This window comes from Cellulomonas chengniuliangii (assembly GCF_024508335.1).
Lineage (GTDB): Bacteria > Actinomycetota > Actinomycetes > Actinomycetales > Cellulomonadaceae > Cellulomonas_A > Cellulomonas_A chengniuliangii.
In genome coordinates, this window is the sequence record NZ_CP101988.1 from 377,059 (window position 1) to 403,824 (window position 26,766).

Consider the following 26,766-nt stretch of genomic DNA (forward strand, 5'->3'; position numbering starts at 1 on the left):
CGATGTTCTTGTTCGAGTCCATCCCCTGGTATTCCGCGCTGATGTGGGTCGCGGTCGTCGTGGCGCTCATGGTCGCCAACGAGATCGCGCGATCGAGCAAGCGCGCGGCCATCGTGCTGTTCATCGTGCTGCCGGTGGTCCTCACGATCTTCGTGTGGCCGAACACCGCGGGCGAGGGGTCCAGCACCGGCAGCTGGTTCCACTGGGTCAAGGTGTACTCGGCCCTGGCGGGCTGCATCGGCTTCATGCTTCTCCGCTACTACCCGCGCATCGCACGCAACAAGTACGCGCTGATGTTCCCCGCCGCGATTCTGGCCATCAACATCCTCGAGGCCGTCATCCGCGACTTCGAGGTCACGTCGATGAACGGCATGGTCGACGGCGTGATGATGGTCGGCGGCCCGTGGAACGTCATGAACGGCATCGCGGGGCTGCTCAACCTGCTGACCATCTGCGGGTGGGCCGGCATTGTGATCAGCCAGGACAAGAAGCGCGACATGGTGTGGCCGGACATGGTCTGGTTCTGGATCATCGCGTACGACCTGTGGAACTTCGCGTACGTCTACAACTGCGTGGGCGACCACGCGTTCTATGCCGGTGGCGCGCTGCTGGTCTCGTGCACCATCCCCGCGTTCTTCATCAAGCGCGGCGCGTGGCTGCAGCACCGCGCGCACACGCTCGCGTTCTGGATGATGTTCACGATGGCCGTGCCGGCGTTCGTCTCGGACTCGAAGTTCGCGGTCGACTCGTCGCACGACCCGAAGGCGCTGTTCGTCGTGAGCGCGATCTCCTTGGTGGTGAACGTGGCGGTGGCGGTGTACCAGGTGCGCCGCATCGTCGCCCGGCGGCTCAACCCGCTCAAGGACGAGCTCTGGACGGACCTGCCCGCGTACCAGAAGGTCGCGGCGGCCAACCCGCAGCCGAAGGCCGAGGCGGTCACGGCCGACGTCTGAGCCTGACCGACGTGCGAAGGGGTCCGCCGCGCGGCGGGCCCCTTCGCGCGTCACGCCGTCTGCCGGTGGCCCCTGGGGCCGTGCGGATCGGCCGCTCCAGGTCAGGCGCCGGGGTCGAGATCCTGGGCGGTCGGCAGCCGGAGCGAGGCGGTGGGGATGGGGGCGCCCAACCGGGCCGCGCTGCGCAGCCCGCGCAGCACGATCGCGAGGGCGGGCTCGACAGAGGCGTCGTCCGGCATCCGGGAGCGGGCGGCGACGGCCCCGTCGAGCATCGCGATGGCCAGCATGACGTCGGCCTCCGTCGCGTCCTCGCGGATGACGCGCGCGGCGCGGGCGCGGGTGAACGCGCTTCTGAGCAGGGCGCCGGTGCGCTGCAGCATCGACTCGAGCGGCTCCGGGGGGGCGGCGGAGGTCCGGACGGCCGTGATGAGCCCGGGCGCGTCGAGCTGCAACCCGTAGATCTCGGTCAGCAGGTGCTCGAGGAGGTCGTCGCCCGGGTAGTCGCGGGCGTACTGCTCGAGCGCGTCGACCCGCATCTCGAGCACGGAGGCGATCAGGGCCCCGCGGTCGGGGAAGTGGCGGTAGAGGGTTCCGCGGCCGACGTCGGCGCGTCGGGCGACGAGGTCCAGGGGGGCGGCGGCGCCCTCCTCGCGGAACACCTCCGCGGCGGCGGCGATGAGGCGGGCCCGGTTGCGCTGGGCGTCCCGCCGCTGGTTCACCCCGTGAGCGTAGCCGAGGGCAAGGCGGGACATTCGACCCCTGGCGGCGCCCGTCATGCCCCACTACGTTGAAGTGGACGCCGGTGTCCGGTTATCCGGTGTGTCCGACTTCGAGGGAGAAGCGCGATGGGCAAGTTCGACAAGGTCGTCGACGTCGTGGTCGTCGGCACAGGCTCGGCGGCGATGACAGCAGCGCTCGCGGTCAAGGAGTCCGGCAAGGAACCGCTCGTCCTGGAGAGCACCGACCTGTACGGCGGCTCCTCGGCGATGTCCGGCGGAGGGCTGTGGGTGCCCAACAACCCCGTCATGCGCGAGGCGGGGGTCACCGACTCCTACGAGGCCGCGCGGACGTACATGGACGAGGTGATCGGCGACGTCGGTCCTGCCAGCTCGCCCGAGCGGCGCCACGCCTTCCTCACCGAGGGCCCGGAGATGGTGGCCTTCCTGCAACGGCTCGGCTTCCGGTTCGTCTACGGCCGGGGGTACGCCGACTACTACCCGGAGAAGCCCGGCGGCAAGGCCGTGGGACGCGGCATCGAGGGCGCCCGGTGGGACATCCGCGCCCTCGGCCCGTGGAGCGCGAAGATCCGTGGGCTGATCCCCATGCCCGTGCACACCTACGAGGTCGCGGCCATGAACGTCTCGCTGCGCACCGTGAAGGGCTTCCTCACCGCCGCCAACGTGGTGGGTGTCCAGACCATCGGCAGCCGGCTGCTCGGCAAGAAGCTCGTCGGGCTCGGCAACAGCCTGATGGGCCAGCTGCTGCACCTCGCGCTGCAGCGGGACATCCCCATCTGGCTCGACTCGCCCATGGCGGAGCTGATCGTCGAGGACGGCTCCGTGGTCGGGGTCGTGGTCGACCACGAGGGTGAGCGGATGCGGATCGGCGCCCGCAACGGCGTCATGCTCGCCGCCGGCGGCTTCGCCCACAACGACGAGATGCGGCAGAAGCACCACCCGCACCCCATCACCACGGCCTGGACCAGCGCCAACCCCGGCGACACCGGTGAGGTGCTGCAGGCGGGCATCGCGGCGGGCGCCGCCCTGGCCCTGATGGACGACGCCTGGTGGGGCCCGTCCGTGCTCAAGCCCGACGGATCCGCCCAGTTCCTGCTCGCCGAGCGGTCGCTGCCGCACGGCTTCATCGTCGACTCGAGCGGGCAGCGGTTCATGAACGAGTCCGAGTCGTACGTCGACGCCGGCCACCACCAGTACGAGCGCAACGCGACGACGCCCGCGATCCCCGCGTACCTGATCATCGACTCGCGGCACCGCTCGCGATACCCGTTCGGCATGGCCCTGCCCGGCATGACGCCCAAGAAGCTCCTCGAGTCCGGCTTCATGACCAAGGCCGACTCCCTCGAGGAGCTCGCCGAGAAGATGGGCATCGACAAGGACGGGCTGCGGCGCACGGCCGGCCGGTTCGCGCAGTTCGCGGCCACCGGCGTGGACGAGGACTTCCACCGCGGCGACAGCGCCTACGACCGCGTTTACAGCGACCCCCGGGTCAAGCCCAACCCGAACCTGGGCGCGGTCAGCAGGCCGCCGTTCTACGCCATCAAGATCTACCCCGGCGACCTCGGGACCAAGGGCGGCCTGCTCACGGACGAGTTCGCCCGCGTGCTGCGCGAGGACGGGTCCGTCATCGAGGGCCTCTACGCGGCCGGCAACACGTCGGCGTCCGTGATGGGCAACACCTACCCGGGCCCCGGCTCGACCATCGGCCCCGCGATGACCTTCGGGTACATCGGCGGACAGCACGCGGCGACGCGGTCGGCAGCGGAGCGCGCGGCGCAGGACTAGGACCGGCTCCGGCTCGCGGCCCCGGCGGGCGACCTGCCCCCGGGGCCGCGAGCCGTTCTGCCCCTCAGAGCGGCGCCGCGTCCTCGCCCAGCAGGTCGAGCAGCTCGCGCTCGTCGGCGTCGGACAGGCCTGCGCGGCCGTCGGCGCCCTCGGCCTGCTCGGCGCGCCAGCGCATACCGTCACGCAGGGTCTCCACCAGGGGCCGGTGGGTGAGCCCGGCGGCCCGGGCGCGCGCGGTGGAGCGGGTGTTCAGGCCACGCCAGACGGGGTCGGCCAGCCATAGGGGCATCGAGCGAGGGCCGGCCCACTCGTTGACGTCGTGGTCCTTCAACCAGGACTCCGGAGCGGCGACCGCCACGGCATCGCTGCCTGCCGCCTGACGGGCTGCCTCCAGGTGCTCGCGGAAGGAGAGCGAGGCCCCCATGACGTCGATGGCCCCGCTCAGGGACTGCTCGCCGCAGCGCACCAGCCACGCTGCCAGGTCGCGTACGTCGATCACCGCGGTGGGCAGGTCGGGCGCCGCCGGCACGAGCACTGTGCCGGGCGCCGCGGGGTGGGCGAACCGCCACGGCCAGTAGTCGGTGCGCCCGGTCGGGTCTCCCGGCCCGCCGATGAGCCCTGCCCGCGCGAGGACCGAGCGGTCGGGGCCGAAGCCGTCGAGGACGGCCTGCTCGCAGGCGACCTTCGCGGGGCCGTAGTCCGACATCTCGGCCATGCGGTCGGCCTGCAGCGGGGGGAGCAGGGCGGCGGTCTCGTCGGCGCCCACGGCCTCGTGCGATGCGTAGACGTTGACGGACGACACCAGCACGTAGCGATCGGTGACGGGCTCGAGGTCCCGCACCGCGCGGCGCACGTGCCCGGGGTGGCGCGCCACGTCGATCACGACGTCCCACCGGCCGCCGGCCACCGCTGAGAGGGTGTCGTCCTCGTCGCGATCCGCATGGACGAGGCGCGCCTTCGGAGGAGCCCCCGAGCCGCGGGCGAGGCACGTGACGTCATGGCCGTCGCGGAGTGCGGTCGCGGCCACGAGATGACCGAGCCAGGCTGTCCCACCGAGCACCAGGATCCTCATCCGGGGAGCATCGCAGCGGCGCGACGACGAGCGCAGCGCTTTCGCCCTGGGCTGACGCGGCCGGCCGGCTCAGCCGACGATGCGGCGGAGCTCCCGGCGTCCCGGTGTCCCGGCGGGGGAGCGCTCAGTCCTCGAGCGGCTCGATGAGGCGCTCGACAACCGCGGGCAGCCACCGGGCGGCCAGCTCGCGGGCGGTGGCGCCGTGGTCGCCGGGGCCCAGGAGGTAGGCCTGCCGCGTGCTCGCGGCGTAGCCCGCCATGAACAGGCGCGTCGCGTCGATGGCGGGGATGACCAGGCGCAGGCCGAGCGAGGTGGCGAGCCGCTCCACCACGTCCGCGAGCTCGACGAGGATCTGCTCCTCGAACTGGAGGAACCGCGCCGCCTCCTCGGGCTGGCGCAGGGCCAGGAGCTCGAACTCGTTGCTGATCAGCCGCCACTGCCGGTCGTCGGGCTGCCCGCTGAGCAGCGCGGCGATCACCTCGCCGACCAGCTGGGTGTCCAGCGAGCGGCCATGGGCCCGGGCCTCGGCGGCGACGGCCACGGCGTCGCTCTCGAGCTGGGCGAGGCGTCGGCGCTGCTCGCGCTCGGTGAGGGCGAGGAACAGCTCGGTCTTGCTGTCGAAGTTGGAGTAGAACGCCCCGCGCGTGAAGCCTGCCGCCTCGCACACCGCCTCGATCGAGGCGCCGGCGATGCCGTGCTCCGCGAGGATCTGGTACGCGGCGTCCAGGAGCCGGTCGCGGGTCTGCTGGCGCCGGGCGCTGAGCGGCGGCGGGTCGGCAGGGGCGGAGGTGCTCACGGGTACATCGTCGCATCGGCGAGGAGGCGACCACGGCCCACAGGTCCCGCGCTTTGCGATACACCGATGTATCGCATACGTTGATGTATCGGGGCCAGCGGCGGCCTCCCCCATCCCGCGAGACGTCTCCAGGAGCCCGTGTGTCCTCATCTCTGTACCAGCTCGGCCGCTGGGCGTACCGCTCCCGCCGGCTCGTCGTCGCCGCGTGGCTCGTCGTCCTCGTGGTTGTCGGGGGCTTCGGCGTGCTGGTCAACAAGGGCCTCGACGACGAGGTGACGATCCCCGGCACCGAGTCACAAGCAGCCCTCACCCGCCTCGCATCGACCTTCCCGCAGGTCAGCGGCGCCACCGCGCAGGTCGTGGTGGTCGCCCCCGACGGCGCCGACGTCGAGGACACCGCGGTCCGCGAGCCCGTCGAGCGCGCGGTCGAGCGGCTGGGCCAGGTCGGCCAGGTCAACACCGTGGTCTCGCCCTACGGGGAGACGGTCACCGGCGCCGTCAACGAGGACGCGAGCGCCGCGCTGGTCTCCGTGATGCTCGATGGCTCATCCCAGACCATCACCGACGACACCCGCGACGAGCTGGCCCAGGTCACGGCGGATCTCGCCGCGGCCCTGCCCGACGGCGCGCAGGCGTCCCTGGGCGGGCAGCTCTTCAGCGCCGAGTTCCCCGGGGTGACGGTCACCGAGGGCCTCGGCGTGGTGTTCGCGCTCATCGTGCTGGTCATCACGCTGGGCTCGTTCGCCGCCGCCGGGATGCCGCTGATCAACGCTCTCGTGGGCGTCGGCGCCGCGCTCGCGCTGGTGTTCGCGGCCACCTCGGTCATGCCGATCAACTCCACCACGCCACTGCTCGCACTGATGCTCGGGCTGGCGGTGGGCATCGACTACGCCCTGTTCATCATCTCCCGGCACCGCGACCAGCTCCGCGACGGCCTGGACGTCGAGGAGTCCGTGGCGCGAGCCGTCGCGACCGCCGGATCGGCGGTCGTCTTCGCGGGCCTCACGGTGATGATCGCGCTGGTGGGGCTCGGCGTCGCCGGCATCCCCTTCCTCACCACCATGGGCGTGGCCGCCGCCGTCGCGGTCGGCATCACGGTGCTGGTCTCCCTCACCCTGATGCCGGCGCTGCTCGGGTTCGCCGGGGAGCGGCTGCGGCCCCGGCCGTCCCGCCGTGCCGACCGTGCCGACCGTGCCGACCGTGCCGACCGTGCCGAGCATGCTGTCGAGGTTGAGGGCGCCGAGCATCACAACCGCTTCTTCAGCGGCTGGATCCGGACCGTCACCCGGTTCCCGGCCGTCACCATCGGCGTGGTCGTCGTCGCGCTCGGGCTGCTGACGCTGCCCGCCATGAACCTGCGGCTCGCCCTGCCCGACGCGGGCGCCCTGCCCGAGGAGGCCTCCGCGCGCGTCACCTACGACCTGGTCTCCGAGCACTTCGGCCCCGGCGCTAACGGCCCGCTCATCGTCACCGGCAGCATCGTCACCAGCACCGACCCCGTCGGCCTCATGAACGACCTCGCCGACGAGATCGCCGAGCTCGACGGGGTGGCGCAGATCGCCCTCGCCACCCCCAACGCGAGCGCCGACACCGGGATCATCCAGGTCGTGCCCGAGGGGTCGCCCGAGTCGGTCGAGACCTCCGAGCTGGTCCACGAGATCCGCGCCCTGCACGACCACTTCCTCGAGGAGTACGGCGTCGACCTGTCCGTCACGGGCTTCACGGCCGTCGGCATCGACGTCTCCGAGAAGCTCGGCGCCGCCCTGCTGCCGTTCGCCCTCGTGGTGGTCGGCTTGTCGCTGCTGCTGCTCACCATGGTGTTCCGGTCCGTGTGGGTGCCGGTCAAGGCCACGGTCGGCTACCTGCTCTCGGTGGGCGCCGCGCTCGGCGTGGTGACGCTCGTCTTCGAGGACGGCGTCGCGGCGGACCTGCTTCATGTGGTGCGCCAGGGGCCGGTCATCAGCTTCATGCCCATCGTGGTGATGGGCATCCTGTTCGGCCTGGCCATGGACTACGAGGTGTTCCTGGTCTCCCGCATCCGCGAGGACTACGTCCACTCCGGTGACGCGCGCAGGGCCGTGACCACCGGGTTCCTCGGCTCCGCGAAGGTCGTCACCGCGGCCGCCGTCATCATGTGCGGCGTCTTCATCGCGTTCGTCCCCGAGGGCGACTCCAACATCAAGCCGATCGCCCTGGCGCTGGCCGTCGGGGTGTTCGTCGACGCGTTCGTGGTCCGCATGGTGTTCGTCCCCGCGGTCCTCATGCTGCTGGGTGACAAGGCGTGGTGGATGCCGCGCTGGCTGGACCGCCTGCTGCCGTCCTTCGACGTCGAGGGGGAGGGCCTGCGGGCCGAGCTCGAGCTGGCCGACTGGCCCGAGCCGGGCTCCACGGACGTGATCGCGGCGCAGGGCCTGACCCTCGACGGCCCGGCCGGCGGTGACCCGCTGTGCCAGGACGTGAGCTTCCGGATGCCGCAGGGCACGGTGCTGCTGGTCGAGGGCGACGACCCTGCCGCGACCTCGGCGCTGCTGCTGATGCTCGCCGGGCGGATCGCCCCCAGCGCGGGCCTGCTCAAGGTCTGCGGGCTCGCGCTGCCCATCCGGTCGGGATCCGTCCGCTCGCGCGTCGGGTACGTCAACCTCCGCTCCGAGCCGCTCGACGCGGTGCGGTCCGCGCTGGACGAGCGCCCCCGCCTGCTGGTCCTGGACGGCGCCGAGGCTGTCACCGATCCGGCGGTCCGTGACCGGTTGCGGCAGGTGCTGGCGGCACGGCGGCCGTCGGTCGCCCTCGCGCTCGGGACCACCGCGCTGCGCGCCGACGACCTGCTGCCGACCGACGCCGAGGTGCTCGTCCTCGGCGCCACCGCCCCACCCCCCTCGCCCGCCAGCGGCGCCGCCCGCACCCTGGGAGAAGCACACCGATGAGCGCACCGCTGAGCATCCGCACCGGCGTCCGCACGCGCCGCAACGCACTGGCCGTCATCGGCGTGATCCTGGTCCCGCTGACCGTGGTGGGTCTGCTGCTGTGGGGGCTGTGGTCGCCGCAGGAGCGGCTCGACACCGTCCGCGCCGCCATCGTGAACGCCGACGAGCCGGTGACGGTCGACGGCCAGATCGTCCCGCTGGGCCGCCAGCTCGCCGCGGCCCTCGTGGGCAGCGACGCCGCGGCCAACTACACCTGGGAGATCACCGACCAGGACGACGCTGCCAGCGGGCTCGAGGGGGGCCGCTACGTCGCCGTCGTCACCATCCCGGAGGACTTCTCGGCGGCGGCGACCTCGTTCAGCGGTGACGCGTCCGAGGCCCGGCAGGCCACGATCGACGTGCGCACCGCTGACGACGGGCGCGTGGTGGACGACGCGATCAGCCGCGCCATCACCGCCACCGCCGCGACCGTGCTCGGCCAGCAGCTCACCCAGACCTACCTGGACAACGTGCTCGTCGGGTTCTCCACGCTGCACGACCAGCTCGGCACCGCAGCTGACGGCGCGGTGTCACTCGCGGACGGGCTCGCCGCGCTGCAGGCCGGCAACGGGCAGCTCGCCGACGGCGCCGCCCAGCTCACCTCGGGCGCAGGCGACGCCGCCGACGGCGCCGCGCAGCTCGCGAACGGGGTCCGGCAGAGCGCGACGGGCGCCGGGCAGGTCGCGACGGGCGCCTCCGACCTGGCCGCGGGGACATCCGATCTCGCGGACGGCGCCGAGCAGCTCGCCGGTGGCCTCGCCGCCCTGCGGGAGAGCACCACCGGGCTGCCCGATCAGGCCGCCGCGCTGGCGAGCGGCTCGCGGCAGGTGGCCGACGGGATCGCCCAGTACGTCGGCGCGCTCACCGCGCAGCAGACGACGGTGTGCGGGGCGGCAGGCGCCGCCGATCCCACCTGTCAGGCGCTGACCGCCCAGATCACCCAGCTCGCTCCCCTCGTGGACGGCGCGCAGAAGGCCGCGGCGGGCACGGCGGCGCTGGCCGGGGACCCGTCCCAGGGCACCGGCCTGGCCGGCCTGACCGGTGGCATCGCGCAGCTCGCCGGGTCCTCTGCCACCGGCTCGACGCCCGCGAGCGGCGCCCAGGCGCTCGCCCAGGGGGCCGCGGCGGCCAGCACGGGCGCCGACCAGCTCGCCGCCGGCACGACGGCGCTGCGCAATGGCCTGCAGCAGCTCGACCGTGGCGCCGCGACGCTGAGCGCTGGAGCCGGGCAGCTCGCCGGCGGCGCCGACGACCTCGCCAACGCGCTGGGCGAGGCCGGGGACGGCGTCGACCAGCTCGCGGGCGGCGGCGCCGAGCTCGCCGATGGTCTCAGCTCGGCCGTCGGCCAGGTGCCGACGTACACGGACTCCGAGCGGGCCTCGCTCGCCGAGGTGGTGGCGCAGCCCGTCACCACCCCCGGCCTCATGGGCTCCGGCTCGTTCGGGACCGGGCCCGCCGTGGGCATCGTCGCGCTGTGGCTCGGCGCCCTCGCCACGTTCTTCGTGTTCCGGTCGATGCCCGCCCGGGTGCTCGGCTCGACCCGCTCCGCGCTGAGCATGACCCTGCGCACCCTGCTGGCGCCCGCCGGGCTCGCTGTGGTGCAGGGAGCCGCGGTCGGCGTGGTCCTGGGCGTGACGCTCGACGCGTCCGGCGGCGAGCTGGCCGGGCTGGTGCTCGTCGGGGCGCTGGCGGCGCTCGCCTTCACGGCGCTGAACCAGGCCCTCGTGGTGCTGGGTGGGAACCTCGGGCGCGTGCTGTCGCTGCTGATCGGCCTCCTGGTGCTGGTCGCAGCGGTGATCGCCACCGTCCCCGACGTGCTGGTGGTGGTGCGCGACGTGCTGCCCGTGGGCGCCGGAGTCGACGCGTTCGCCGCTGTGCTGAACGGCGCGGGCGGGCTCGGTGGGGCCGTCGCCGTGCTGCTGGTGTGGACCGCCGCCTCGATCGCGGCGACGAGCCTGGCGGTGGCCGGGGCCCGCAAGACCCGAGCGCACGACCTGGTCGCCGCACACGCCTGACCGGTCATCGGGCCGCCGGATTGGCGTCAGGTCAGGTGAATCCCACCCCGAACCGGCCATCCGGCGGGCCGGTTCGGGGTACGTTCCAGCCCTTCACCTGGACCGCGGGCACGCGGCAGGTCATCGACGGGGGCGGCCCCGCGTAGGGGGCGGCTGGTGGCCTGGTTCGGTCGAGGAGCGAAGGGCGGGGCGCCCGACGCCCACCTGCCGATGTTCACCGTGCAGCAGGCGACCCGGTTCAGGGCGGCGGCCCAGCGGGCCTTCGCGGAGGCCGGCATGGAGACCGTGCTGGCCGACGGGGTGCTGCTGACCATGGAGGGAGCGGTGGCGCACCTCGACCAGGTCGCCGCGATCGCCGTCGAGGCGCCTGAGCGCGCCTGGCCCCAGCTGCTCGCCCGGCACGCCGGCGTGCTGGCGGAGGCGCTCACGCAGGGCCCGCTCGACCCGGCGACGGTGAGCGACCGGCTGTACCTGCGCGTCCTCGGCCGGGACGCGCTCCCCGGGCCGTTCGAGGTCGGCGACGAGGTGGTCGGCGACCTCGTGGCAGTGGTCGGGGTGGACCACCCGAACCATGTGGACACACTGACCCGGGCGGAGACGGTCGAGGAGCTGGGCGGGTGGCAGTGGGTCCGCGAGACGGGCCTGCGCAACCTGCGGGCGCTGACCGCCGAGGACGCCCGCGAGTACCCGCTCCAGGGCGGCGGCGCGATCCACGTGAGCACCGGCGGCTACTTCCACGCCAGCCGCCTGCTCGTGCTCGGGCACGTCCTGGCCGGCGACTTCCGGATCGAACGGCCGCCGCACGGGCTGCTCGTGGCCGTGCCGAACCGCGACATGATCGCGGTGCACCCGGTCGAGGGCGTGTCTGCGATCTCCGCCATGAGCGCCATGATCGGCATGGCCGCCGACCAATACGAGCGTCCCGGAGGCCTGACCCGCGAGGTGTTCTTCTGGCGTGACGGGGCCATCGAGCAGGTCACCAGGCGCGACGAGAACGGCGGCGCGTCGGTCGACGCGACCGGGTTGTTCGGCCAGGCGCTCGCCGAGCTGGGGCTGATCGAGGGCGCGTAGCCGCAGCGGGGCCGCGCGCGTCGGCCCGCGGGCGGTCAGGAATCGAGAAGCACGCCTCTGATGCTCGCTCCTAATGTGGGTCTCACCACTCGGTCGAGAGAGGAGTGTCGGATGACAGGCAAGGGCGCGACGTCAGTTGATGGATTCTCGGCGCAGGAGCGCGCGGCGATGAAGGAGCGGGCCGCGGAGCTCAAGGCGGAGGCGCGACGCACGCGCAACGCGGACAAGGCGGCTGCGGACGAGGCGGATGTGCTCGCGAAGATCGCGGAGATGCCCGAGGAGGACCGCGCGCTGGCAGAGCGGGTGCACTCGATCGTGACGACAGCGGCGCCGGAGCTCGCGCCGAAGCTGTACTACGGGCAGCCCGGGTACGCGCGCGATGGGAAGGTGCTGTGCTTCTTCCGCAGCGGACAGATGGACAAGGAGCGCTACTCGACGTTCGGGTTCAGCGTGCAGGCCGGGCTCGACGATGACAGTGGCGCCTGGCCCACGTCCTTCGCGTTGCTCGCGCCGACGGATGCCGCGTTGGAGAAGCTCGGAGCGTTGGTGAAGCACGCAGTCACGTGATCGGTGGCGCGCAGCCCTGGCCGGCCCTCCCGCGCCCGGCAGGGCTAGGCGGTCGCGTACGTCAGCTCGACCCGCCGGTTCTGCGCCCGGCCCGCCGGGTTGTCGGCGCCCTCCGCGGTGTTGGGCGCCACCGGGACGGCACTGCCGTGGCCGGTCACCGTCAGCACCAGGTCGGGTCGGGTGGCCGCCAGGACGTCCGCCACCGCCTGGGCCCGCGCCTGCGACAGCGGCACGTTCACGTCGTCCCCGCTCACGGAGTCCGTGTGCCCGTCGACCGCGACCGCGGCGCCAGGTGTGATCGCCTGCGCGAGCTCGGCCAGGGCTGCGGCGGAGGCAGGCGTGAGCTCGGACTCTCCGAAGTCGAAGAGGAGGTCCGAGGTGAGGGTCACCACCGACGTGCCCGCCTGCTCCTGTGTCCTCTCCAGGCCGATCACCGTGGTGGTCAACGTGAAGACGGCGTCGGCGGGGTCGAGCTCCACGACGGCGTCCGCGAGCATCGCAGGGGTGATCTCGGTGGCCTCCAGCCGGGCGAGGTCGTCGTCCTGGTCGGCGGCGGCAGCGGGCAGAGCCCACGGGGCCACCAGCACAGCCGCGAGGGCGGGAACGGTGAGGAGCCGTCCGGTTCGGCTCATCGCGTTCACGGCGCCGTGGTGGCGCGGACGCCCGAGAACGCCGGCCACCCCTCGGCGATCAGCACCTCGAATACGGCGTCGTCGTCCTGCGGTGCGGGGAACACCGCCCACGCCTCGACCGTCGCGTGGTTGGGGAACTTGAAGAAGACGGTCTCGCTCGGCGACACCAGGGCCGAGTTCTGGCACGCGAGCAGGTCGGCCAGCTCGCCCTGCCAGGATCCCTCCGCGCACAGGGGCCGGTACTGCTTGAGGTTCACCGGGTCGGTGAGCGTGGGCATGTTCTCGATGCCCAGGTCGAACATGTGGGTGGTCGCGTCGTCGGGCGCGTCGTCGTTGTCCCAGCGCACCGCCCAGCGCAGTGTCATCGCCTCGCCCGAGACCTCCAGGGCGCGCAGCGTGGTGGTGATCGTGCCGCCCGAGACGTCATCGCCCGCCGTGGCGTCGAAGGTCTGCTCGGCGAGCGACGCCGACGTCGTCGCAGCAGCGGCGGCGGGCTGCTCTGCGGCGGCCGTCGCCGAGGGGTTGCCAGCCGGGGCGTCGGGCTCGTCGGAGCTGGTGCATCCGCTCAGTGCCAGGAGGGCGACGAGCGCGGCGGGTGCGAGCAGGCGCGTGGTGCGGTGCGACATGCGGGCAGGCTCCAAGGTCGGGGGTCGACGAAGGACCAGAAGTGCGGGTTGACCGGCAACGATATAGCGCCGAGAGCGATCCTGCCCGTGCGCCGGAGCGCGCCCCCGCCCGCCGCTCGCCCGGCCGTCACCGCGGGGTGACACTGGAGACGCCGGGCACTGCGCCGGCGCCGGTGCGCGCGGAGGGCGGCCTCCCGCCACGCAGAGGGGGGTCTCTGTGAGCATCCAGCTGTACGGCCACTGGGACCTGCACGTCGTCGAGGCGGTCCACACGTGGGAGAACCGCTACCGCGTCGAGGGCGCCGCGAGCGGCTCCGGCGCGTACCCGGGGGACGTCGGGTCGCAGGTCACCGCCGACGGCGCCGCGTGGGCGCTGGTCGCGGAGCACCGGGAGAACGCGTCGGCGACGTGGAAGCCCTCGGACATGATGATCGACCCGGGCCTGGACCGGGTGGACGTCCGGGCGACGATCGGCGCGGAGGACCCGCTGCCCACCCCGGACTTCCGCGACCTCCGCTGGGACGCCCGATACCTCGGAGGCACGCTGTTCGAGGCGCCGTACCGCCCGTACGCGGTGCGTCCCGACGACCTGTTCGAGATGCCGGACGGGATCTTCGAGGCGGCGCTGGGCGTCTACCTGATGGGCGTCCGCGTCATCAACCGGTGGGGGCTGCCGTTCACCGACACGCACGTGCTGGACATCTCGGCGGGCAGCCGCAGCGACCTGGCGATGCGCGGCGTGCGGATCCTCGACTCGTGGTCGCAGGCCGAGCTCGCCTCGCTCGGCCAGCGCCAGCTCGGCACGGGCATGGTGCTGGGCCCGTTGGTCCCCGGCGCCGGGAAGACCGTGTACTTCAAGGTGGACGTGCGGGACGCGGCGCCTCGCAAGCACGAGGTGGAGCTGGTCTGCCGCAACCTGGCCGGCATGGCGGACGCCGGCCACCCCGCCCGACGGGTCCGCACGCAGATCTTCGTGAGCCGCACCTCGGTGGACCCGGCCACCGGCGAGATCGTCTCGCGGGTGCAGGAGGGCACGCTGCGGATGCGGCTGCGCGAGTTCGCCCTCGACCAGGTCAACGGCCGCAAGGCCCGCCGAGACTGCCCGCCGCCGCGCCGTGGCTCCACGGCGGGAACCCGAGCTGTGGCGGGCAGCGCGGCATCCGTCGAGCAGCGCGACCTGCTGCGTCGAGCGCTCCAGGCGCTGCTCGACGGGCGCCCCGTGGACCCGTGCCTCATCCGGGAGATCCTCGAGTGCGCCTGCGCCAGCCGGCCCGGCGCCGGGCATCACTGCGACGGGAACGGAGGCCCGCGCGACCCGGGCGGTGGGCGCTGCGACGACCCGTTCTACGCCTTCCCCACCAAGTTCTCGTACACCGTCACCCCGCGTGCCCCCTTCCCCGGGCAGTACGGGCCGATCCCGTTCGACGACCCCTGGTGGAAGGTCCTGCTGCTCATCATCGCGTTGCTGCTGCTGATCGCGGGCGCCCTGGTCGAGGCGGCGGACGTCGCCTACCAGGACGAGGACCTGGTGATCGGCACGCTGGGCCGCGTGCGGCGTGACGACGTGGACGCGGCGCTGTGCGTCATCGACACCGACCGCGCGCTCGCGTTCCTGACGACCTTGGACGCGCAGTCGAATGAGGACTCGCAGAACGCCGTGACCGCGCTGGACGGGGACATCACCCTCACGGCGCCGGTGATGACCCGGGCCGAGCTCGACGCCATCATGGTGCTGCCGGCCAGCGACCCGCAGCGCAAGGTGCACAAGTCGGGAGCCCGCACCGGCCTCACCCACGCCATCATGACCGGATTCGCGCCGCTGGGGCACGGCCTGGCCTCGTGGAGCATCGACCAGCTCACGCTGGAGACCGACCCCGATTTCAACGAGCTGGTCAGCCAACCGGGCGACTCCGGCTCGATCTGGGTCCACACCGCCACGCTGCGACCGGTCGCGCTGCACCACAGCGGAGACGGCTCAGGCGTGCTGGCGCGCGCGTCGCTGCTGGACGACGTCCAGGGCCTGATGGACATCACGATCTCGGGGTGAGCTGATGGACGAGACCCAGGACCCGACCCGCCGCATCCAGGACGTGGCGGCGCGGCTGCGCCACGAGCACGCGTCCGACCCGACCATCCAGACGGTCGGCTGGGGCCTTCCCCGGCGCGGCGGCGCCCTGGCCGACGATCTGAGCATCATCTTCTACGTCACCGAGAAGCTGCCCTCCGCGCGGAGTATCGAGGCGGCAGGATCGGCGCCGATCCCGGCGGAGATCGACGGGTTCCCCACCGATGTGCAGGTGGTGCGGCTGCGACCCGCCGCGGCTGGCGACCGCGACGAGGAGGAGTACGACCCGCTGCGCGGTGGGGTGGCGACCAGCAACTCTGAGAACCACACCGTGTGGTTCAACGGCTCCGGCACCCTCGGGGTCCTCGCCCGCGACAACGCCACAGGCGCCGCTGTCGCGTTGTCCAACTGGCACGTGTGGGGGGACGGCGGATCGGAGGGCGACCAGATCATCCAGCCGGGCCACCCCACCGGCGGCGACCACATCGAGGGGATCGGCAAGGTCATCGCGTGCGGACCGCTGATCACCTCGCTGATCGAGTGGGAGGCCCCGCCCCCGCTCGCCGGGGGCCTGTACGCGGGCGCCGCAGCTGCCGCCCTCGCCGCTGCCGCCAGCGACTACCGCGACCCCACCCGGCGCGGCCAGGACGTCACCATGCCCGGGCCCGGCGCGCTGACACTGGGCGAGTCGGTGGACATGGCCATCGAGTACCCGGACCTGCCGCTGCCCGGCGTGCCGTTCGCGACGCAGGTGACCTGGCACTACGAGCGCGAGACGACCGACGGGGTGCTCGAGCACGACGTCACGGAGAAGCGCGTCAACACCCAGTTCTTGCTGGGCAAACACGTGGTCACCAACAAGGCCGCCTACTGGCCAGGGGAGACGGTGCAGCTCACCGCCGCGATCTGGGACTACCAGCCGCGCCCCTGCGACGGGTACCACGTCGTCGCGCACCTCATCCCGCACCGGCGGCCGCGCACCGCGCTGCGCGTCGTGCTCCAGCCCACCGCCTGCCCTCGGCGGTTCCCCGACGACCCGCCCGACGGTGAGCCACCCACCACCCGGTGCGTCGACTTCGACGACCACCCGATCGGCGAGTACCCCAGCCAGGGCGCGTTCGAGTGGCTTCGCTACCTGAGCACCGGTGAGTCCCCTGTCCGCGTCGTCGACTGGTTCTCCCCGGCGCAAGGGCTGCAGCTCCCCACCCGGCCGCTCGTGCTGCACCACGCGCCCGCGACTCGGGTGACCGCGCAGGTCGTGCTGTTCCACCCCACGCCCGTGACGCTGACCGCCTCGAACGCCGCCGGGGAGGTTGTCGCCCGGGTCACGTCCACAGCCGAGCAGGGCGAGGAGCAGGAGCTCGAGCTCACGGGAGAGGGCATCGTGCGCGTCGTCGCGCGCGGCGGTGGCGGCGAGGCGCTGCTGCTCCGGTACTGCGCCGACCCGGTGCGCGAGCAGGGCCTGACGATCGCGGTCGGCGAGCACGTGGCCGCCGGCATCCGGGCCGAGCAGCCCGAACACGACCTGGCCGCACGCCGCCTCCAGGCCAGCCGGTGCTGCTTCGGGGGCAGCGTGCGGCTCCCGCCCGACGACGAGCCGGGCCGTTGGGACGTCCACCTCACGGTGCAGAACGTGAACCCGGTCCCGCAGGGCACCCCGCCCGACCAGGCCGCGACCGTCATCGGCGGGCACCTGCTGAGCGCCCACACCTCGGCCGAGGTGATCGGGTGCACCGCCGTCATGCTGCTCGACCACGTCTTCGACGTCATCTAGCGAGCGGACACGCGGCCACTCAGTCGGGGCTCATCCCACAGGTGAGGTTCACGACGGCGCCGTTCATGCTGCGGGCCCCGCCCTCGGCCAGGAACACCGCCATCGAGGCCACCTCGGCGAGCGTCGGCAGCGACCGGCTCGTGGTGAGGGAGGCCAGGAACTCGGTGAACTCGTCGATCGGCATGGGCAGGTCGGGGGTGTCGCCGATGGTCTCGAGGATGCGCTGCGGCCGCAGGCACACGACCCGGACGCCGGCCGGGCCGACCTCCGCGGCGAACGTGCGGGTGAGCGCCTCGACGGCGGCGCAGGCTGCCGCGAACCCGCCGACGCCCGCGATCGACGCCCGTGCGGGTGAGGCGGAGAGCGTCAGGATGGTCCCGCTGCCCTGCCGGGTCATGTGCCGGGCGGCGGCCCGCGCGGTGAGGAATTGCGTGCGGAGCCAGGCCTGCGACGGGGCGAGGACGTCATCGAGGCTGATCTCGAGCAGGGGGACGCCCTGGACCAACGGGATGCCCACCGCGTTCAGCAGCACGTCGAGGCGTCCCGCCTCGGCGAGCACGGCGTCCGTGTGGGCGTTCACCGCCCTCTCGTCGGACGCGTCGACCTCGGCGACGTCCACCGGCACGGACGTCGACGCGCGCAGGCGCTCGGCTGTGGCCTCGACCGCGTCGACGTGGCGGCCGGCGAGGAAGAGCCTCGCCCCTCGGGTCGCGAACTTCTGCGCGACAGCGGCGCCGATCGCGCCACCTGCTCCGTGGACGATGACGATCTGGGGCAATGCGCCGATCGACATGTGGCCGTACCCCCCGTGCTCGACGTGGCACGCCATCGACATACGACTAGACGGAACGTACCAAGACCGTCTGGTGCTGGCTCGCCGGGTGGGGCTACGCATGCTTCCACGCGCGGTCAGCCGAGGGCCGACCTAGTGTGCGAAGGGTCGGCTGGGCCGAGTGAGTCGGCTCGGCGCAGAGCCGAGGAGAAGGCCATGGCGCACGGCGACATCACGCACGTCGACATCCCGGTCGAGGACCTGGGCAGGGCGACGGCGTTCTACTCGGGCCTGTTCGGCTGGGACATCCAGGAGGCGCCCGGCTTCGAGGGGTACCCGATGTGGCAGGCGCCCAACAAGATCAGCGGCGGCGGCCTCGCGCCGCGCAGCGAGGGCTTCACGGCGCCCCGCAGCACCGTCGAGGTGGACTCGATCGACGACGTGCTGCGGCAGGTCGTCGAGCTCGGCGGCCAGGTGCTGGCGCCGAAGGCCGAGATCGACGCGACGAGCTGGTGGGCGGTCATCGTGGACCCGGACGGCAACGAGATCGGCCTGTACGAGGGCGCGACGGCGGAGCCCGACGCCGCGCCCTAGCCTCGGAGGGTCGTGGGGGCGGCCTCGGGGGCCGCGGGCGCGGGCGTCAGCGGGACCCGGTGCTCAGCGGGATTGCAGCGCGTCCAGCGCCACGGCCATCGCCGCGGCCACCCGGCCGTCGAGCCGCCCGGCCGGGACCTCGACGATGTACCGGTCGCGCAGCGAGCGGCGGCGCACCGAGGACATCACGAGCTCGCCGCTCGCGTCGCGGAAGTCGAAGTGGAAGACGAACGGCGCGGGGATCTCGCTGATCACCGGGAGCATCTCCCACACGCGGCGGCCGATGGCCACGCCCTGGCTGCGCTCCTGGCCCACGGCGCTGACGCCGTTCGCGTCGAGGTGCCAGGTGGAGCGCAGCAGCGACTTGCCGAAGTCCTTGCGGAACGAGCCGATCGGGCTGCCCTGCGCGTCGGTGACGTCGTACGTGGCGGCGAGGTCCATGCGCTGCCGTGCCTTGAACCCGAACACGGGCGTCTGGCGGGACTCGTCGGTGTAGAAGGTGACCTGCTCCTTGAACGCCATCCGCTTCTGCTGCGCGACGCCCAGCACGGCGCCCGGGTTGCCGTCCGCGTCGAGGGCGCGGATCTCGTAACGGTTCACCATCATCGTGATCTTCTGCTCGACGGCGAAGCGCTCGATGCGGACCAGGTCCTGGACGTCTGCGGTCACGGGGTGCTCCAGAGTTGTCGGGGCGGGCGGGACAGCGTCCCACAGGCTCGCGCGGTCAGAGGCCCAGGACCGACCTGGCGATGCCGACCGCCCCCGACTCGTCCAGCCCGCCGGTCGCGGCCCAGCCTGCGCCGGACACCGAGATCTGGGCGTCGGGCACCTGAACGGTCACGGCGAGCGCGCTGACCACGTCGCCCAGGCGCAGGCTGTAGGCGATGCCGCCGGCGTTCTCGAGCGCCGGGTCGGGGATGTGGGTCAGCAGTCCGCCGGCCTCGATGATCTCGACGGTGGTCATCGACCCGCGCTGGTCGAAGGGCTGCCCGCCGACCTCGATCGAGCGCACCTCGGCGAGGTCGTCGGCCGCCGCGGTCTCCCAGAGGCACTGGAAGCCCCACTCGTCCACTGACGGGTCCACGAGCTCGAGCCCGTCGGTGAGCCCGCCGGTGAGCGCGGCGACCTGGTCGCAGCTGGTGATGTGCGCCAGGGCGTCGGTGCGGCCGTCGTCGGCGCCGTCGAACGCGTCGTCGCTCGGCGCGTCCACTCCCTCGACGGGGGGAGGGGGCACGTCGACCGCGGGCTTCTCAGTGGCGGGGCCGCTGCACGCGCTGAGCGTGAGGGCGGTGAGGAGGACGAGGATCGGCGTTGTGCGTCGGAGCATCCGGGGAGGCTACCCAGAGCGCGATCCGATAGTCCACGTTCTGACCGGATTTCATCCGGTACCTGATACCTCGCCTGCTGACCTGCGCCGTTGCCACGATTGCGGGTGGGCTCAGTGCTGGATGAGGTCCCGCAGCGCCTCGGCCACACCAGCCGCGAGCGCTGCCGGGTCGGCCAGGACGTCCGGGTCGGCGATCACCGTCACCACCAGGCGCCCCGCGCTGGACAGTGCCGCGAAGGTGACCGCGGTGTTCCCCGGCGTCGACACGAGGGGAACGACCTCTCGGACGTGAGCCCCGGCCACGGTGATGGCGTCCGATGGGCCGCGCACGTTCGTGAGGAACGTGTTCACCAGCCGCTGATGGTCGATGAACCACCGGAACGTGCCGGTGGCGACCAGCAACCGGAACACCGGTCCGACGAGACCCGCTGATGCTCCACGGTCGTCGTTCCGGCGGGCGCGGGTGATCTGGGCGACCCGTGCGAGGCGTTGTGGCAGATGGCCGCCCAGGGGGACCCGCACCGGCATGACGCCGACCTGGTTGCCGAGCTGGCCGGCACGGGTGCGGTCGGCCGCGGATGCCGGTCGCCTGGCGGACACCGGAACGGACACGGTGAGCGCGGCGACGTCCTCACCGCGTGCACGCAGCGTGGTGTCCATTGCCGCGGTCACCGCGACGAGCAGCAGGTCGTTGACCGTGCCGCCATGCCGTCGCGCGGCAGCCCGCACCGCGCCGAGGTCGGCGTCGACGGTCACGAGGCGGCGGCGGGCCCCGGTCGGCGCGTTGAGCGAGCAGCGTGGGGCAGCGGGGACGCGCCTGCGGGCGCCCAGCTCGGCGCGCCCGCGTCTCACACGCGCCCATGCTCCTGGCAGTGCGGCAGTGGCGCGGACGACCCGCGCGACGTTGTCGGTGAGCAGCGCCCGTCTCGTCGGAACGCGAGCGGGCACGGTCGGCTGGGGTGCGGCGACGTCGCGCTCGCCGAGGGCGGCCAGGAGCGCGAGGCCACCGACGCCGTCGGCGAGCACGTGGTGCATCACGAGGACGACCCCCACCGCTCCACCTGGCAGCCCGCTGACCAGCACGGCGCGCCACATCGGCCGGTCCCGGGGGAGAGGCCGCGTCAGAGCGGTCGCCGCGACGTCGAGGAGCGCGTCGTGGTCCGCCGGTGCGGGACAGCGCACATGGGACACGTGGGCCGCGACGTCGAACGTCGGATCCGCGAGCCAGTACGGCCGACCGAGCCACCACGGGGGAGTGACCAGCCGGTCACGCAGCCGGGGGATCGCCGCGAGCCGCCTGCTGAGCGTCGCCGCCATCGCGGGGACGTCCACGTCGTCGAGCACGAGGAGCGCGCCCATGTTCTTCGGCGCTGGACCGACGTCAGTGCGCAGCTCGAGCAGGTCGCCGCCGCTGAGCCGCTCGATCGTGGGCCGAGTGCTCGTCATCACGCTCTCGCCCTTCTGCGATGCCCCTCGCCTCGGCCACGAGCTGGCGGGCTCTGCCAAGTCCTCGACACCCGAGCCTACGGACGTGCCACCACGGCCGAGCACGCAGGGGTCTCGGGAACCGGTCCCAGGCGCTGATCGTTACGCTCTCGTCACTGCCCCCTACCTGGAGACCGATGGACAGCGATAGTCGATGCCCCCGTGAGCCGCGCGCGAGCGCAGTGCCGAAGGGGGGCGGGTGGTGATGTGGGTGCTGACGTTGTTGCTCGGCATCCTGGTGGTGCTGGCGATCACAGCGGTCACGGGGTACTTCGTGGCCCAGGAGTTCGCCTACATGGCGGTGGACCGCTCGCGGCTGAGCGCGCGGGCGAGCGCCGGCGACGTGGGCGCCCAGCGTGCGCTGGGCGTGACGCGACGGACGTCCTTCATGCTGTCGGGCGCGCAGCTCGGGATCACCGTGACGGGCCTGCTGGTCGGCTACGTGGCCGAGCCGCTGATCGGGGCGTCGCTCGGTGATGCGCTGGGTGGCGTGGGCGTGCCCACCGGTGTGGGCATCGCGATCGGCACGGTGCTGGCCCTGCTGTTCTCGACGTTCGTGCAGATGGTCGTGGGGGAGCTGTTCCCCAAGAACCTCGCGATCGCCCGGCCCGAGCCCGTGGCGCTGTGGCTGGCGACGTCGACCACCGCGTACCTGGCGGTGTTCGGCTGGCTGATCAGGGTCTTCGACCAGGCCTCCAACCTGCTGCTGCGCCTGCTGCGCATCGAGCCGGTGCATGACGTGGAGCACTCGGCGACCATGCGCGACCTCGAGCACATCGTGGCGGACTCCCGCGACAGCGGGGACCTGCCCGCCGAGCTGTCGGTCCTCCTGGACCGGATCCTGGACTTCCCGGAGCAGGACGTGGAGCACGCGATGATCCCGCGCTCGCGGGTGGACGTGGTGCGGGCCGACGACACGCTCAGCCACGTGCGCGCCCTGATGAGCTCGGGGCACTCCCGCTACCCGGTGCTGGACGCTGATGACCAGGTGGTCGGCGTGGTGCACCTGCAGGACGTGCTGGGGCTCGACGGGCGCGACGACGACCCCGCCGAGTCGATCATGCGGCCCGCCGTCATGCTGGCGACCTCGATGCCGCTGCCTGACGCGCTGCGGGACCTGACAGGCGCCGGCAACCAGCTGGCCTGCGTGGTCGACGAGTACGGCGGGTTCGCGGGCGTGCTGACCCTCGAGGACCTCGCGGAGGAGCTGGTCGGGGAGATCACCGACGAGCACGACACCGACGTGCCGATGGCCGTGCCGCAGGACGAGGACGGGATCTGGATCATGGCTGGCGACGTGCACGTCGACGAGGTGGAGCGCGCCGTCGGGCATGACCTGCCGCGTGGCGACTACGAGACGATCTCCGGCCTGGTGATCGCCGTCCACGGCGCGCTGCCGCCCGTGGGCACGGTGGTGGACATCGAGCTGCCGCCCGACCCGGCGCACCTGGCGCTGGCCGAGGCGCCCGCGCCCGTGGTCATGCGGGTGGAGGTCCAGGAGGTCGAGCGGCACGTGCCCGCGAAGGTCCGGGTGACGTTCCCGGAGCCTGCGACCACCACCGGCGACGAGGAGGCGGCACGATGAGCGGCGCCTGGATCGTCATCGCGGTGACCGTGCTCCTGATCGCGCTGAGCGCGTTCTTCGTGGCCGTGGAGTTCGCGCTGCTGGCCGCCAAGCGGCACCGGCTGGAGGACGCCGCCGCGACGAGCCGGGCGGCGCGGGCTGCGCTGCGCAGCTCGTCCGAGCTGACGCTGCTGCTGGCCGGGTCCCAGCTAGGCATCACGGCCTGCACGCTCGCCCTCGGCGCCATCACCAAGCCGGCGGTGCACCACTGGCTCACCCCGCTGTTCGAGGCGTGGGGCGCACCGCTGGTCCTCGCGGACGTGGCGGGCTTCGTCCTGGCGCTGATGCTCGTCACGTTCCTGCACCTGGTGGTGGGGGAGATGGCGCCGAAGTCGTGGGCCATCGCGCACCCGGAGACGTCGGCCACGATGCTGGCGCTGCCTATGCGCGGGTTCATGCTGCTGACCCGCCCGCTGCTGCAGGCGCTCAACGGGATGGCCAACTGGTGCCTGCGCAAGGTGGGCGTCGAGCCGGCCGACCAGGTCGCCGCGGGCCAGAACCCGGACGACCTGCGGCACCTCGTCGAGCACTCGGTGAACGTGGGCGCCCTGGACGCCGGGTTCTCGGCGCAGCTCGCCGGGGCCCTCGAACTGCAGCGGCTCACTGTGGCGGACCTGCTGCGGCCGGACGCCCGCACCACGTCCGTGCCGAGCGACGCCACGGTCGGCGACGTCCGACGGGCCAGCCTGGCCTCGGGGCACCTGCGCGTGCTGGTGGGCGAGGTCGGGTCGGTGCGCGGCGTGCTGCACGTGCGCGAGACCCTGACGGAGCGCGACGAGCGGCCGGTCGCCGAGCTCATGCGGCCGGTGCTCACCCTGCCGACGGCGACTCCCGTCTACAGCGCTCTCGCGTCCATGCGGGAGACCCGCCAGCACCTCGCGGTGGTGGAGGGCGCTGGCGGATTCGTGGGCGTGATCACCCTCTCCGACGTGCTCAGCCGGCTGTTCCCGCCTCAGGAGTCGGGGCTCGCCCTCGCCGGTCTCTGACAGCCGCTCCACCGCAGTCCCCGGGCCCATCAGCCCCGCCCGCAGCACCGGGCGGGGCCGGTGGGCCTCTCGGCTCCACGGCCCCGCCCGGCGGGGGTCCTCAGACGGTGTGCCGGTCAGGCGGCCTTGTCCCAGTGCCCGGGAGCCCCGTGCCCGTGCCCGTGGCCGTGGCCGTGGCCCTTGCCGTGCCCGTGACCCTTGCCGTGGCCCTTTCCGGGCTTCGGCTTGCCCGGCTGGTCACCAGGGCCTGAGACGCCGTTGATCGCCGAGGTGTCCTGCGCGAGCGAGTACGTGGCGAAGGCGACCGCCTTGCTCATGATGCCCAGGGCCTCGACGTTGATGTTCGACAGGTCGTCGGCCGGCGAGTGGTAGTTCGGGTCGTGGGTGATCCCGGCGGTCCCGCCGAACAGGGCGACCTCCTCCTCGGTCTTCACGTCGTCCGCGCCGGTGAAGAGCCCGGAGGCGGGGATACCGTTGAGGATGAACGCCTGGTAGTCGGACCGCCCGGAGAACTCGGTGTCCACCCACGGCTGGCCGATGCTGTCGAAGTAGTCGGTGAAGACCTTCTCGGTCGCGGCGGAGCCCTCGGGGACCTCCACCGGCGCCTCGTACGTGGACTGGTCCGCGTCGTACACGCCGATGATGTAGTTCGGCGAGCCGATCATGTCGAAGTTCAGGTAGGTGGCGATGCGGTCGAGCTCGCCCTCCTGGGCGGCCAGGTCCGCGACGTAGCGGCTGGAGCCGATCAGCCCGAGCTCCTCGGCGCCCCACCAGGCGAAGCGCACCGTGTTGTTGAGCTTCTTGGCGTCGGCGAGCTTGACGGCCACCTCGAGCAAGGCCGCGGAGCCGGAGGCGTTGTCGTTGATCCCCGGGCCGTCCTCGACGCCGTCGAGGTGGGCGCCCAGCATCACGACGTTGTCGTCGCGGCCCTTCGCCGTCTCCGCGATGACGTTGAAGCTCTCGGAGGCCTCGACGTGGGACCGGACGTCCAGCGTCAGGCTCACCGGCCCGGACGCCGCCGCGGCGACCAGGACCTGGCCGTCGGCCAGGGAGATGCCCGCGGCCGCGATGCCGACGGTGTTCCCCTCGCCGAGCGTGCCGTTCAGCAGCCCGTCGGTGTTGTTGTAGATGACGGCGGCCGCGGCGCCCGCGGCCTCGGCGGTGGCGGCCTTGATGGTGAACGAGCACTCGCCGCGGCTGATCAGCGCGATCTTGCCGGTGGCGTCGACGCCGTCCCAGGCCTCGGGCGTGCAGCCGAGCGTGTCGGTCGGGCTCGCGACATCGGCGGTGATGCCGCCCTCCGGGGTGCTCGCGGAGTAGGCCATCTGGTCGACTTCGATGCTGACCGGGTCGCCGCTTGGCGGGGCCAGGGTGAGGGTCTGGGCGTCGAGGATCTCCCGCTCGAACGTGAAGTAGTCGCGCTCGGTGGTGTAGCCCGCCTTCTTGAGGGTCTTCTCCACGTACTGCGCGCTGGCCTCGTAGCCGGGAGTTGTCGCCGCACGATTGCCGCCGTTCTGGTCGGCGATCTTCTGGAACTGCTGGACGTGGCGCATGACGCCCTTGGCGGTGACCTTCGAGGCGAAGCCCGCGGGCGAGTCGCCCTGGGGGTGGGCGGCGACGGGTGACGCGACCCCGGCTCCTACGGTCATCGCCCCCGCGATGACGAGCCCGGCGACGGTTCGACGCATTCTCACGATGAGGACCTCCAAAGGTCGTCGAGAGACGCCGGGGCCGAGACGGCCCACGGCGGTCCTACGGTCGAGCTGATGGCGACAACGTAGGGGCGAGACCCCCGTCGAACGGTCGGAATGCGACATTTCGCCATCGGCGTGTCCGGGCCCGCCGCGGGCCGCCCGGCCACACTGGCCGGGCGGGCCGTCTCAGCGTCGGCGCAGTGCCCCGTAGATCAGGAACACGATGACCGAGCCGAGGATCGCGAGCAGCCAAGTCTGGATGGAGAAGAACTCCTCCAGGCCGCGATCGAACAGGATGCTGCCGAGCCAGCCGCCGAGGACCGCGCCGAGCACGCCCAGCACCAGGGTGAGCAGCCATCCGGCGCTCTGGCGGCCGGGCAGGATCGCCTTGGCGATGACGCCGGCGAGCAGGCCGAGGAGGAGGAATCCGAAAAAGCCCATGACGTATGTCTCCTTGCAGTCGGTGGGTGACGGGGAGAAACCTCCCACCTGCGCGGTTGCTCCGCACGTCGAACCAGACAGGCGTCCAGGAGAGCGAGCCCTCCGCGGTGCGGCCTCTCGAGATGTTGACCGAGCCGTTCGGCCGTAGCGTCACCCTCACGCGCGCATCCGCGTGCCGCTGACACTGGCTCAGGAGGACACATGCACATCCACCCGATCCCGCTGCGGCTGGCAGCGGGGGCCTTCATCCTCAACTCCGGCCTCAGCAAGCGCGGCGCCGACGAGGACGCGGCCCGCGGGATGCACGCCATGGCCGCCAACGCGTACCCCTACTTCAAGGACATGGAGCCGCAGAAGTTCGCGAAGCTGCTGTCCAGCTCGGAGATCGCGCTCGGCGCGGCGTTGCTCGTCCCGGTGCTGCCCCGGACCGTGGTGGCCGCCGGGTTCACGGCGTTCTCCGGGCTGCTCGCCGGGATGTACCTCAAGACGCCGTCGCTGCACGTGGCGGAGGGCGACCCCCGGCCCAACGAACAGGGCGTGGGCATCGCCAAGGACGTGATCATGTTCGGGGCGGCGCTGTCCTTCCTGCTGGACTCCCTGCGGATGGGCACGCGCAAGGCGGCGCGCAAGACCACCAAGAAGGTCGCCAAGGAGACCGCCAAGGTGGGTCGGAAGACCGCGGAGGCGGGCGCCAAGGCGGCCGCGGTCGGCGTCGCCGCGAAGAAGCTGCGTCACCACTAGCGGCGGACGGCCCACGGGCCGCCGGCCCCGGCTGTGCGGACGGCGC

At 72.6% G+C, this 26,766-nt stretch carries 23 protein-coding genes; 12 read left to right on the forward strand and 11 right to left on the reverse strand.

What is annotated here, in order from left to right; translation table 11 throughout:
- The first annotated feature begins 2 nt into the window (after positions 1 to 2).
- Positions 3 to 953 (forward strand): DUF5692 family protein, encoded by a 951-nt coding sequence (locus NP064_RS01840; RefSeq protein ID WP_227568222.1) that lies wholly within the window; start codon positions 3 to 5, stop codon positions 951 to 953.
- A 101-nt stretch (positions 954 to 1,054) separates the two neighbouring features.
- Here NP064_RS01840 and NP064_RS01845 read toward each other — a convergent pair whose 3' ends face one another.
- Positions 1,055 to 1,672, reverse strand: coding sequence for a TetR/AcrR family transcriptional regulator (locus NP064_RS01845; protein WP_227568221.1), 618 nt, complete (start codon positions 1,670 to 1,672; stop codon positions 1,055 to 1,057).
- A 126-nt stretch (positions 1,673 to 1,798) separates the two neighbouring features.
- Here NP064_RS01845 and NP064_RS01850 point away from each other — a divergent pair, with 126 nt between their 5' ends.
- On the forward strand, positions 1,799 to 3,475 hold the full coding sequence (locus NP064_RS01850; protein ID WP_227568220.1) for an FAD-binding protein: 1,677 nt from the start codon (positions 1,799 to 1,801) through the stop codon (positions 3,473 to 3,475).
- A gap of 64 nt (positions 3,476 to 3,539) precedes the next feature.
- Here NP064_RS01850 and NP064_RS01855 read toward each other — a convergent pair whose 3' ends face one another.
- Together NP064_RS01855 and NP064_RS01860 are read right to left on the reverse strand one after the other, a co-directional pair.
- Complete coding sequence (locus tag NP064_RS01855; RefSeq protein ID WP_227568215.1) at positions 3,540 to 4,547, reverse strand: NAD-dependent epimerase/dehydratase family protein; 1,008 nt, start codon at positions 4,545 to 4,547, stop codon at positions 3,540 to 3,542.
- Positions 4,548 to 4,671: 124 nt separating this feature from the next.
- Complete coding sequence (locus NP064_RS01860) at positions 4,672 to 5,343, reverse strand: TetR/AcrR family transcriptional regulator (protein ID WP_227568214.1); 672 nt, start codon at positions 5,341 to 5,343, stop codon at positions 4,672 to 4,674.
- Positions 5,344 to 5,483: 140 nt separating this feature from the next.
- On the opposite strand from NP064_RS01860, the gene NP064_RS01865 reads away from it, so the two are divergent.
- From NP064_RS01865 to NP064_RS01880, 4 genes are all read left to right on the forward strand, one after another.
- Positions 5,484 to 8,267, forward strand: a complete 2,784-nt coding sequence (locus NP064_RS01865) for an MMPL family transporter (RefSeq protein ID WP_227568213.1) — start codon at positions 5,484 to 5,486, stop codon at positions 8,265 to 8,267.
- Positions 8,264 to 10,321: a YhgE/Pip family protein gene (locus tag NP064_RS01870; RefSeq protein WP_227568212.1), complete on the forward strand. Its 2,058-nt coding sequence runs from the start codon at positions 8,264 to 8,266 to the stop codon at positions 10,319 to 10,321. The genes NP064_RS01865 and NP064_RS01870 overlap by 4 nt, the downstream gene beginning before the upstream one ends.
- Positions 10,322 to 10,477: 156 nt before the next feature.
- Positions 10,478 to 11,392 (forward strand): DUF1444 domain-containing protein, encoded by a 915-nt coding sequence (locus tag NP064_RS01875; RefSeq protein WP_227568211.1) that lies wholly within the window; start codon positions 10,478 to 10,480, stop codon positions 11,390 to 11,392.
- A 111-nt stretch (positions 11,393 to 11,503) separates the two neighbouring features.
- On the forward strand, positions 11,504 to 11,959 hold the full coding sequence (locus NP064_RS01880) for an iron chaperone (protein ID WP_227568210.1): 456 nt from the start codon (positions 11,504 to 11,506) through the stop codon (positions 11,957 to 11,959).
- Between the two features lie 44 nt (positions 11,960 to 12,003).
- Here the strand turns inward: NP064_RS01880 and NP064_RS01885 are convergent, their stop codons facing one another.
- Positions 12,004 to 12,591, reverse strand: a complete 588-nt coding sequence (locus NP064_RS01885) for an OmpA family protein (RefSeq protein ID WP_227568209.1) — start codon at positions 12,589 to 12,591, stop codon at positions 12,004 to 12,006.
- Positions 12,592 to 12,596: 5 nt separating this feature from the next.
- Positions 12,597 to 13,217, reverse strand: a complete 621-nt coding sequence (locus NP064_RS01890) for a hypothetical protein (protein WP_227568208.1) — start codon at positions 13,215 to 13,217, stop codon at positions 12,597 to 12,599.
- Between the two features lie 217 nt (positions 13,218 to 13,434).
- On the opposite strand from NP064_RS01890, the gene NP064_RS01895 reads away from it, so the two are divergent.
- Positions 13,435 to 15,264 (forward strand): hypothetical protein, encoded by a 1,830-nt coding sequence (locus tag NP064_RS01895; RefSeq protein WP_227568207.1) that lies wholly within the window; start codon positions 13,435 to 13,437, stop codon positions 15,262 to 15,264.
- A gap of 4 nt (positions 15,265 to 15,268) precedes the next feature.
- Positions 15,269 to 17,056 (forward strand): hypothetical protein, encoded by a 1,788-nt coding sequence (locus NP064_RS01900; protein ID WP_227568206.1) that lies wholly within the window; start codon positions 15,269 to 15,271, stop codon positions 17,054 to 17,056.
- Positions 17,057 to 17,075: 19 nt separating this feature from the next.
- On the opposite strand, the gene NP064_RS01905 is transcribed toward NP064_RS01900, so the two are convergent.
- Entirely contained in the window at positions 17,076 to 17,885 is an 810-nt protein-coding gene (locus NP064_RS01905) for an SDR family NAD(P)-dependent oxidoreductase (RefSeq protein WP_227568205.1), read from the reverse strand.
- Positions 17,886 to 18,044: 159 nt separating this feature from the next.
- On the opposite strand from NP064_RS01905, the gene NP064_RS01910 reads away from it, so the two are divergent.
- On the forward strand, positions 18,045 to 18,422 hold the full coding sequence (locus NP064_RS01910; protein WP_227568204.1) for a VOC family protein: 378 nt from the start codon (positions 18,045 to 18,047) through the stop codon (positions 18,420 to 18,422).
- A gap of 63 nt (positions 18,423 to 18,485) precedes the next feature.
- On the opposite strand, the gene NP064_RS01915 is transcribed toward NP064_RS01910, so the two are convergent.
- The 3 genes from NP064_RS01915 to NP064_RS01925 all read right to left on the reverse strand — a co-directional run bounded on the left by NP064_RS01915 (position 18,486) and on the right by NP064_RS01925 (position 21,195).
- Positions 18,486 to 19,091 carry an LURP-one-related family protein gene (locus NP064_RS01915; RefSeq protein ID WP_227568203.1) on the reverse strand — a complete coding sequence of 202 codons (606 nt, stop codon included), beginning with the start codon at positions 19,089 to 19,091 and terminating at the stop codon, positions 18,486 to 18,488.
- 55 nt (positions 19,092 to 19,146) lie between these two features.
- The gene (locus NP064_RS01920; RefSeq protein WP_227568202.1) at positions 19,147 to 19,749 is read right to left on the reverse strand and encodes a hypothetical protein; all 603 of its coding nucleotides are present in this window, start codon (positions 19,747 to 19,749) and stop codon (positions 19,147 to 19,149) included.
- 111 nt (positions 19,750 to 19,860) lie between these two features.
- A complete protein-coding gene (locus NP064_RS01925) occupies positions 19,861 to 21,195 on the reverse strand; it encodes a wax ester/triacylglycerol synthase domain-containing protein (RefSeq protein WP_227568219.1) in 1,335 nt (444 codons plus the stop codon).
- Positions 21,196 to 21,439: 244 nt separating this feature from the next.
- Here NP064_RS01925 and NP064_RS01930 point away from each other — a divergent pair, with 244 nt between their 5' ends.
- Both NP064_RS01930 and NP064_RS01935 read left to right on the forward strand, forming a co-directional pair.
- Positions 21,440 to 22,819: a hemolysin family protein gene (locus NP064_RS01930; RefSeq protein WP_227568218.1), complete on the forward strand. Its 1,380-nt coding sequence runs from the start codon at positions 21,440 to 21,442 to the stop codon at positions 22,817 to 22,819.
- Positions 22,816 to 23,844, forward strand: coding sequence for a hemolysin family protein (locus NP064_RS01935; protein WP_227568201.1), 1,029 nt, complete (start codon positions 22,816 to 22,818; stop codon positions 23,842 to 23,844). Before NP064_RS01930 ends, NP064_RS01935 begins: the two co-directional genes overlap by 4 nt.
- 116 nt (positions 23,845 to 23,960) lie before the next feature.
- On the opposite strand, the gene NP064_RS01940 is transcribed toward NP064_RS01935, so the two are convergent.
- Together NP064_RS01940 and NP064_RS01945 are read right to left on the reverse strand one after the other, a co-directional pair.
- Entirely contained in the window at positions 23,961 to 25,532 is a 1,572-nt protein-coding gene (locus NP064_RS01940) for a M20/M25/M40 family metallo-hydrolase (protein ID WP_227568217.1), read from the reverse strand.
- Positions 25,533 to 25,724: 192 nt separating this feature from the next.
- Positions 25,725 to 25,979: a GlsB/YeaQ/YmgE family stress response membrane protein gene (locus NP064_RS01945; protein WP_227568200.1), complete on the reverse strand. Its 255-nt coding sequence runs from the start codon at positions 25,977 to 25,979 to the stop codon at positions 25,725 to 25,727.
- Positions 25,980 to 26,180: 201 nt separating this feature from the next.
- Here NP064_RS01945 and NP064_RS01950 point away from each other — a divergent pair, with 201 nt between their 5' ends.
- Positions 26,181 to 26,720 carry a hypothetical protein gene (locus NP064_RS01950; RefSeq protein ID WP_227568199.1) on the forward strand — a complete coding sequence of 180 codons (540 nt, stop codon included), beginning with the start codon at positions 26,181 to 26,183 and terminating at the stop codon, positions 26,718 to 26,720.
- The last annotated feature ends 46 nt before the right edge of the window (positions 26,721 to 26,766 follow it).